Source organism: Alloalcanivorax sp., assembly GCF_964221125.1.
Classification (GTDB): Bacteria; Pseudomonadota; Gammaproteobacteria; order Pseudomonadales; family Alcanivoracaceae; genus Alloalcanivorax; species Alloalcanivorax venustensis.
The window spans coordinates 1-7,874 of the sequence record NZ_CAXPXK010000046.1; the positions used below are offsets into that span (position 1 = coordinate 1).

Annotated in this window: 7 protein-coding genes; all 7 read right to left on the minus strand. The window is 64.8% G+C overall.

Features of this window, described 5'->3' with window-relative positions:
* A partial coding sequence (locus ACEQZD_RS05925) for a sugar transferase (RefSeq protein ID WP_370184563.1) occupies window positions 1–326 on the minus strand: 326 nt, incomplete at its 3' end.
* Window positions 319–1,584 carry a glycosyltransferase family 4 protein gene (locus ACEQZD_RS05930; RefSeq protein ID WP_214013816.1) on the minus strand — a complete coding sequence of 422 codons (1,266 nt, stop codon included), beginning with the start codon at window positions 1,582–1,584 and terminating at the stop codon, window positions 319–321. The genes ACEQZD_RS05930 and ACEQZD_RS05925, both read right to left, overlap by 8 nt.
* Entirely contained in the window at window positions 1,581–3,443 is a 1,863-nt protein-coding gene (locus tag ACEQZD_RS05935; protein ID WP_370184564.1) for a heparinase II/III-family protein, read from the minus strand. Before ACEQZD_RS05935 ends, ACEQZD_RS05930 begins: the two co-directional genes overlap by 4 nt.
* On the minus strand, window positions 3,440–4,414 hold the full coding sequence (locus tag ACEQZD_RS05940; RefSeq protein WP_214013814.1) for a sulfotransferase: 975 nt from the start codon (window positions 4,412–4,414) through the stop codon (window positions 3,440–3,442). Before ACEQZD_RS05940 ends, ACEQZD_RS05935 begins: the two co-directional genes overlap by 4 nt.
* Window positions 4,415–4,416: 2 nt before the next feature.
* Window positions 4,417–5,703: an oligosaccharide flippase family protein gene (locus ACEQZD_RS05945; RefSeq protein ID WP_335628613.1), complete on the minus strand. Its 1,287-nt coding sequence runs from the start codon at window positions 5,701–5,703 to the stop codon at window positions 4,417–4,419.
* Window positions 5,704–5,714: 11 nt separating this feature from the next.
* Complete coding sequence (locus ACEQZD_RS05950; RefSeq protein ID WP_214013812.1) at window positions 5,715–6,791, minus strand: hypothetical protein; 1,077 nt, start codon at window positions 6,789–6,791, stop codon at window positions 5,715–5,717.
* 12 nt (window positions 6,792–6,803) lie between these two features.
* Window positions 6,804–7,874 (minus strand): UDP-N-acetyl-D-mannosamine dehydrogenase (gene wecC / locus ACEQZD_RS05955; protein ID WP_370184565.1); only part of this gene is annotated, 1,071 nt, incomplete at its 5' end.

A 7,874-nucleotide genomic window follows, 5' to 3' on the forward strand; every position in this document is an offset into this window, starting at 1 on the left:
GGACGCGGCCCCACCAGGCTCATGTCACCGCGCAGCACGTTGAGCAGCTCCGGTAGTTCGTCCAGGCTGGAGCTGCGCAGAAAACGACCGAATGGAACCAGCCGCTGGTCGTCCGGCAACAGCTCACCGTTGGCATCTCGGCCATCGGTCATGGTACGGAATTTCATCATCTCGAACGGTTCGCCGTGCAGGCCGGGCCGGGTTTGACGAAACAGCACCGGCGAGCCCAGCTTAACCCGCACCAGTATCGCAAGCACCACCAGCACCGGGGACAACAGCAGCAGGGCCAGACCGGATACGCATATATCAAGCAGGCGTTTAAGCATCGGGGCCCTCCTGAACGCGGCCGGCGGGCGGCTCGCCACCGGTCACCCAGGCCACGAAATCACGGCCCAGGGTATCCCGGTCGAAACGCTCCCGGGCGAGTTGCGCGGCGGCGTCGCCTTTGGCGGCCAGGCCGTCGCGGTCGTCGGCCGCGGCTTCCAGGGCGTCGGCGAAGCGGGCCGGGTCATCCGGGGGCACGGAAAAACCACACCCGCTCTCTTCGATCATCGACGCCAGCCAACCCGGATAGTTGTTCAGCACCGGCAGACCGGCGGAAATATAATCGAAAAACTTATTCGGCGAGGTGCCGAAGTAGAAGGCGGGAACGTTCGCCAGAATCTGCATGCCCAGGTCAGCTTCCGCCATCAGGCCGGCCAGGCGCGCCTTATCAACCGGATCATGGAACACCAGGGGGCCGCCACCGGCGGCGTCCAGGCCCTCGGCGGCGGCGCGCTCGCGCAGCGCCGGTTTACGCATGCCCTGCCCCACCAGCACCAGCTTGATATCGGTACGGCCACGGCGTTTGAGCTCGGCGCCCGCGTCCAGCACCGCATCCAACCCGTTGGCCATACCGTGGGTGCCGGTGAAAATCGCCATCAGATCGGTCACTGCCACGCCTTCCGGGCGCCAACCGGGCCCGGGCGCCGCGAAAATGCCGAAGTCACAGCCGTTGGGAATCATGGCGATGCGCGCCGGGTCGATACCGCGCGCCCGGATGCCCTTGGCCATGCCCGGCGACAGCGCCACGAGCCGATGCGCGGAGTGATAGGAGAGCCACTCCAGCCCGGACATCAGCCACAACACCAGCGGGTTGGTGATCACGCCCATTGCCTTGGGCAGCTCCGGCCACAGATCACGCACCTCGAAAACAAAGCGCTTGCCGCGCAGCCAGCGCGCCACGATACCCGGAATACCGGCGGTCAGCGGCGTGCTGGTGGCGAACACCACGTCGTACCGCCGGGTTAAAGCAACCAGAACACTGCGCAAGGCGAACAGCAGAAACAGCCCGGCGCGTTTCAGGAAGCCGTCGGCATTGGAGTAGGCCAGGTTGAACTCCACCACCTGGATACCGTCCACCTGGCCTTCGCGGCGGCCCCTGCGGAACGCGCCCTGCAGGCCGGTCTGACCACCATGGTAGGAGCCGCACACCATGGTGACCTGATGCCCTTCCACCAGCAGCCGACGCGCCATCTCATAGGAACGGGTGCCCGCGGAGCCTGCTGGGGTCGAGAAATGCTGATGGAAATACAAAACCTTCATGTCGGAAATTCAAACTCCGTGGTGAACACACCGGCTTCCTCAAGCACCACTTCCAGCACCGGTAGCGGCGTTTTTTGGCTGTAATAACGGGACTCCCAACCCTGCACCAGGCGTCGCTCACGCACCGGAACATCAGCGCCGACACGAATGCGAAGCGTGCCGTTAACCAGATCGTCGCCCCGCCATTGCCAATCACCGGGGCAAAGCCGCCAACGCAGGCGCGCCTCAAGCCTGAAGCCGTCAACCCGGTCTTCCACTTTCAACAGCCCGGCACCCAGCCACACCCGCCGATAGTGACCGGCACCCTGCCAGTCGCGGTAACCGGCGGCCAGGGTCTGGTCGCCGCGGTCGGTACGCGGCCCATCCAGATCCCGCACAGAAGGCCAGGCGCCGAACAGGAAGCGGCCCAGCCTCGGCATTTGCTCGCGGCCGTCGAACTGCACGCTATTGTGAGAGGCCACGCCCGGAAAATAGTCCTGCCAGTCGTCGTCCTCCTGGCCCGGGTTATAGCTGTAAGTGCCGCCGTCACGCAGCAGGTTCTCCCCACCACGCCACAGATCCAGATGCAGCAGATCGCTCTGCGCCGGACGAAACCGGAAATTGGGAAAGCGCAGCACCGCCATCGCAGGCCCGCTGCGGGCCACCGCCAGGCCGCCATCCGCGTAAAGCGCGCTATGCTGCCAGGAGCGAACCGGTTCCGGTACCGGCAAATCAAGCCAAAGCAGCGCCTGGTCCGCCAACGGGCAGTCCGGATAGGCCCGCGCCCCGGCGAACAAAACAGAGGCGACCTGCACCGTCGGCCGGTAATCCCGGTAGTCGCTGTCAGTCAGGGGAATCAAGCGGGCGCCGTCATTGGCACCCAGATTGGGCGCGTCCCCGTTACCGGGGTCGACCAGATTACCCAGCCAGCCGGTGGCGGCGCGGGCACGCTCGTAAAAGCGGGAAGAGAACGGCGCCACGGCCAGTTGCCGGCGCCAGCATTCCGCCAGGCACAGGGTATCCAGCATCACACGGTGATAGTTCACCGAGTACTGACTGAAGCTGCCATCGGCGCCGATCAGGCGCTCGGCGCGGTTTTCCAGCCAGTGACGCCCGCGCCGGGCCCAGCGCTCGCCGCCGGGCAACCCCAGGGACGCCAGCCAGCTGCCGCCGATGAACAGCGCCGCCGCCTCGGAAGTGCCGTGATTATTGTCCTGAGCCATGGCGTAATGCAGCGTCGGCGCAATCCGTTTCAAATGCACCGCTAACAACGCCGGCAAGCCCGGCTCCGGCCGCGAAACCTGCCCCAGCATCAGCGCCGCCGCCGCCAGATGCATGACGCGGATCGACGCTTCCTGACCGCATTTCCAATTCGGCCCCCGCCATGGGGGGTTGTGCTCCGCCGCGTCACTCAGCCAGGCATTAAGCCGGTCCAGCGCACGGCCGCGTTCACGAGCGTCGCGGGCGGCCAGAGCCTGCTGGGCACAGGCAAGCACCCAATCGTAGCGGGACGCCTCCCAAACACCCTTGATGTCGCCGACACGAGGATCGAAATCCGCGATCCGCCACCAGGGCCGATCCGTATTAGGGACGGCAACGCCGGTAACAAGGCTGCGTGACCATTCCGGCGGCGCTTCCATATCGGCGCCGCTGTCGACACGCAAGCCGAACGCTTCGCGCCACTGATACCATCCCCGGCGGGGAGCAAGCTCCAGGCGAAGCCGGTCCGGCGCGCGGAAGAAGGGCCCGGTCACCGCCGCCGGTGGCCGACGCACCGCGCGGTTGATGCCGATTTTAAGGCTCAACCGGTAGCTCAGCACCCGGGCGATATTCAGCGGACCAAGCGCCCAGGCGGTGCGAATCTTCAGCGCCAGTGTCATCGATACCCCAGCCAGCGGTTTAAAAGACCGGCCCGCCGACGGAAAGCCGACAGATCCTCAGCGCTCAGTTCCTGCCGCCAGCGCTCGTCCAGACGCACCCGGGCGAGGGCGTCGCGGTCGAGCCGGGCCGGGTTGCCGCTGACATTATGCTTCACCGCACCGGCGTTCTCGAACGCCTCGCCGGCAAGCGATTCAGGCTCGCCGATGAAGGTGCAGATCGCTTGCAACGTCGCCAGCGGAGACGAGGCCAGATCCTCATACTTCAGGGTCAGCCTGTCCTTCCGGGATACGGTGAACAGCATGGCCGCCCGGTAAAACAGCCGCCGCCGCCATTCGTTGGCGTAGTGAGCCACGCTGCGCGGTATCCGGCGCTGATAAGAGGAAACGATAGCCCGACCGTCACGAACCATATGAATAATATACAAAGGCTGCCCCTGGCCCAGAGCCCGGCGAGTCAGATAGAGCGCCTTCATACGCAGCGGCGACTTGGAAGAGTCGACAATAATCCGTGCCCCGCTCACCGACTGAAGAGCACGGAACAAATGCCAGCTGTTATCGGTAGCGCGCAGAGCCGCGCTCACCGGCGCATAACGCCGGAACAGACCCAGCAGGCGCGAAGAACCCAGCAGCAGTAATAACGGCAGCAGAAAACCCACATAGAATCGCTTGCCGTGGTCACCCAGGTGCACCGGGAAACGCGCCCAGAACGAGCGGCGTGTCAGCGTCTCTTCGCCGGCGTCACTGCGCAGCCGGTCACAACAGGGTCCCCAAAGCTCACACTCGGTAATCGGCGCGCCGCAGGTGCAGACCTTATCCGGATCATCCGATGCCGCCCACTGGGCGATACGTTCCACCTCGCCGGTGGAAACAGCGCCAGGCATATTGCCGATCAGGGTATCCAGCAGCGTGGTCCCGGAATGCCCATGGGCGACAATATAGACAATCTTGACGTTGTTGGAGGACTCCGACATACCTAACGATGCTCCCGCGTGTTAAAGCCCGGCAGGGTCCAGATGCCGAGCCTGCGCCATACAAAGTAAACCGCCGCCAGATTCTGGGCCACCAGAGCCGCCGCCAGCGCCAGAGCCGCGCCCAATGCGCCCAACCAGGGTATCAGTATCAGGAACAGGCTCAGGCTGATCAGCGCGCAAATCAGACTGATGTTACGCATCAGCACTTCATGGCCGGTCATATTAAGAACAAAACCCACGGATCCGCAGGCCACATTGACCAGCTGAGCCACGGCGATCACCCGCAACAGCGGCACGGCGCCTTCGAAGCCGTCGCCAAGCAGGGCCAGAGCGGCGGCGGGAAACAGTAGCAGCACCAACAACAAAGGCGCCGCCATCAGAATGCCCAGCAAAGCACCCTGCCGCGCCAGACGGGCCAGCCGCTCCGGGCGCCCCTGATGATAGCTCTCGGCGAATAACGGCGGAAAAATCGCATTAATCCCCACCAATACAAAACTCACCGCGGATGCCAGCTGCTGCGCCGCTTTGAACAGCCCCAGCTCGGCGTTGGCCAGCAGCCAGCCGGCCAGCAGAATGCCGACCACCGACTGAAGTAACACCGCCAGGTTGGTGAAAAAGAACGCCTGCGAGGTGGCGAAGAAAACACGCGGCGTCTCAAGCGTCCCGGCCGCCGCCGGAGCAGCGGCCAGTGAGCCGTGCCAACGCCACAATGGCCAGGCCGCCAAGGCCAGCACAAGCCATGAGGAAAGGGCATAGGCCCAGCCCAGCGTGGCCAACTCATCCTCGGGATGCAGCCCGCGCAGCAAAAACAAGAACGGCACCACGCCAAGAGCGATACCGCCGTTCTCCAGCAGGGACCCGACGGCCGGTCGACGCAGCCCCTTGAAAAAGCCGGATAAAACAAACGCCAGAGTGAACGCCGGCGTAGCCAGGGCGACACCGGCGAGTGCCGAAGCCAGCCCCGGCGCCTGGAAGAGATCTTCCAGCGGTTCCCGAAAGGCCCACAGAAGCCCGCCACCGAGAACACTGGCCAGCAAGGCGGTCAACAACGCCCGGCGCAGATAGATCCGGTTGTTCGGGTCGCCGGGCTCACGTCCGACGTAGCGCATCAGGGTGCCGCCCATCCCGTACCGGGCCAGGGTACCGACGCCCAAAATGAGGCTCTGTGCCAGAGCCAGCACCCCGACCCCGGCCGGGCCGTACAGACGCCCCGCCACCACGATAAGCAACAGGCTGCCGGATACCGCCAGCCCCCGGGCCAGGAAGGTCCGCACCAGGGTGCCGCGCAACCGGCCCGCTTTCATAAAGCGCCTTTGTGCCAGTCGCCCACCACCGCCGGCCAGGTGTAATGCGCCATGGCGACGTCCCTGGACCCGGCGGCACGCTCCCGCGCCAGCGGGTAATCCACGGCCAGTTCATGGATCGCCTCGACCAACCCGGATTTATCGCCCGCCGGATAAAACCGAACCCCGTGCAGCCGGCCGGCCTGCCGGCTCATCGACCCGGAGCACACGATCGGTAAAGCCAGAGCCGCATACTCGAACAGCTTCACCGGGCTGGTGGCGCGGGCGGCATCGGACGCCGAGGAATGCACCACCAGAATGGGGTTCTCAATGTCGGACAACGCCCGCACCAGCGACTCCCGGTCAAAAGCACCATGGGCGAACACCGAGGGATAAGACGACGGCGCCTGATCAACACCGAACAGCCTCAGCCCGCTTATCACGCCTTTTTCCGTCAGTTCAGAGGCCGCCTGATACAAAAGCTCCCAGTTGTAATACGGCTGCTCCTTACCGAAGTAAACCAGCCAGGGCGGTACCCGGGCATCGCAAAGCGGTTCGAAATCAATGAGCTGATCCGGGTCAAAACCGTTCGGCATCACATAGGTGCGCCGGCACGGCCGGGCGAGGGCCTTGATACGATCCATCGACACATCGGAGACGGTGATAATATTGAACAGACGGGTCGTGAGCCACACCGCCAAACGCACCCCCAGCCGCACCGGGGCCTTGTTGGAATCAATACCCGTCAAAGCATTCACTTCGACCCAGACGTTGCGGTTGATCAACAGCACGGGCCAGAACAAAAACGGAATCACCGGACGCCAGCGCACCACCATCAGCCGATGGGAGAGTAATAACCGCAGCGTTTCGAACATCAGCCTCGGCCACCACAGCATGCCGCGCCGGCAAGAGCGCAAGGCGACGCCTTCAGGTGTCGCCACATAGTCCGAAGCCCCCGGTCCGGAAAGCAGCGTGATCCGGCTACCGTGGGCGGCCGCGCCGGCTACGAAACCGCAAGCATGGCTGACCCGACCACAACGGCCTTCGACAAAGAAAGCCGGGGTGGTCAGGACGTAAAGAATATCCCCTTTCATTGAATCCCCTTCTCAGGTCGTCCAAAGCCCACAAGTGTCCACCACTGCTTTATTGTGTAAACGTGCAGCGGTCAGCGCACGGAACGAGCGGTGCGCCACCAGGGCCACCACGATGTCGGCATGCGCCAGAGCATTGTCGGCACTACAAAGTCGAGCCCCGTGGCCGGAGAGAAGATCTGGCAGTGTATGAATGTTCGGCTCCACCGCCAGCAACGGCCCGGGGTGTTCCGCCGCCACCCGGGTGGCGATATCCAGCGCCGGGCTTTCCCGCAGGTCGTCGATGTCCGGCTTGAACGCCAGGCCGAAGCAGGCGATGGTCACGTCGCCGGCGCGCTTGTCCGGGTTCGCCTGCAGAAACTCCCCCACCGCCGTTTTGATTTTTTCCACCACCCAGTCCGGCTTGCCGCTGTTCACTTCCCGGGCGGCGCGGATCAGCCGCGCCAGCTCCGGCGTCTCGCTGACGATGAACCAGGGGTCCACGGCGATGCAGTGACCGCCCACGCCCGGGCCCGGCTGCAGAATGTTGACGCGCGGATGGCGGTTGGCCAGCGCGATCAATTCCCAGACGTTGATCTCCAGCCGCTCGGCGATAATCGACAGCTCGTTGGCGAAGGCGATGTTGACGTCACGGAAGGCGTTCTCGGTGAGCTTGGCCATTTCAGCGGTGCGCGCCGTGGTGGTCAGGCAGTCGCCGCGCACGAAGGTGCGGTACAGCTCGGCGGCGGCCTCGGCGCAGGCCGGCGTCATGCCGCCGATGATGCGGTCGTTCTCGATCAGCTCGTGCATGATGCGCCCGGGCAGCACCCGCTCGGGACAGTGCGCCACGCGGATGTCGGCGCCCTCCCCCGCGTCCTGGGGAAAGCTCAGGTCGGGACGCGCTTCCGCCAGCCAGGCGGCCATCGCTTCGGTGGCGCCCACCGGCGAGGTGGATTCCAGAATCACCAGGTTGCCCTTGCGCAGCACCGGCGCCACCGAACGGGCCGCCGCGCGGATAAAACTCAGGTCCGGTTCCGGCACCGCGTCCGGGTCCGCCTGGCGCTTGAACGGCGTCGGCACCGCGATCAAAAACGCGTCCGCCGGCTC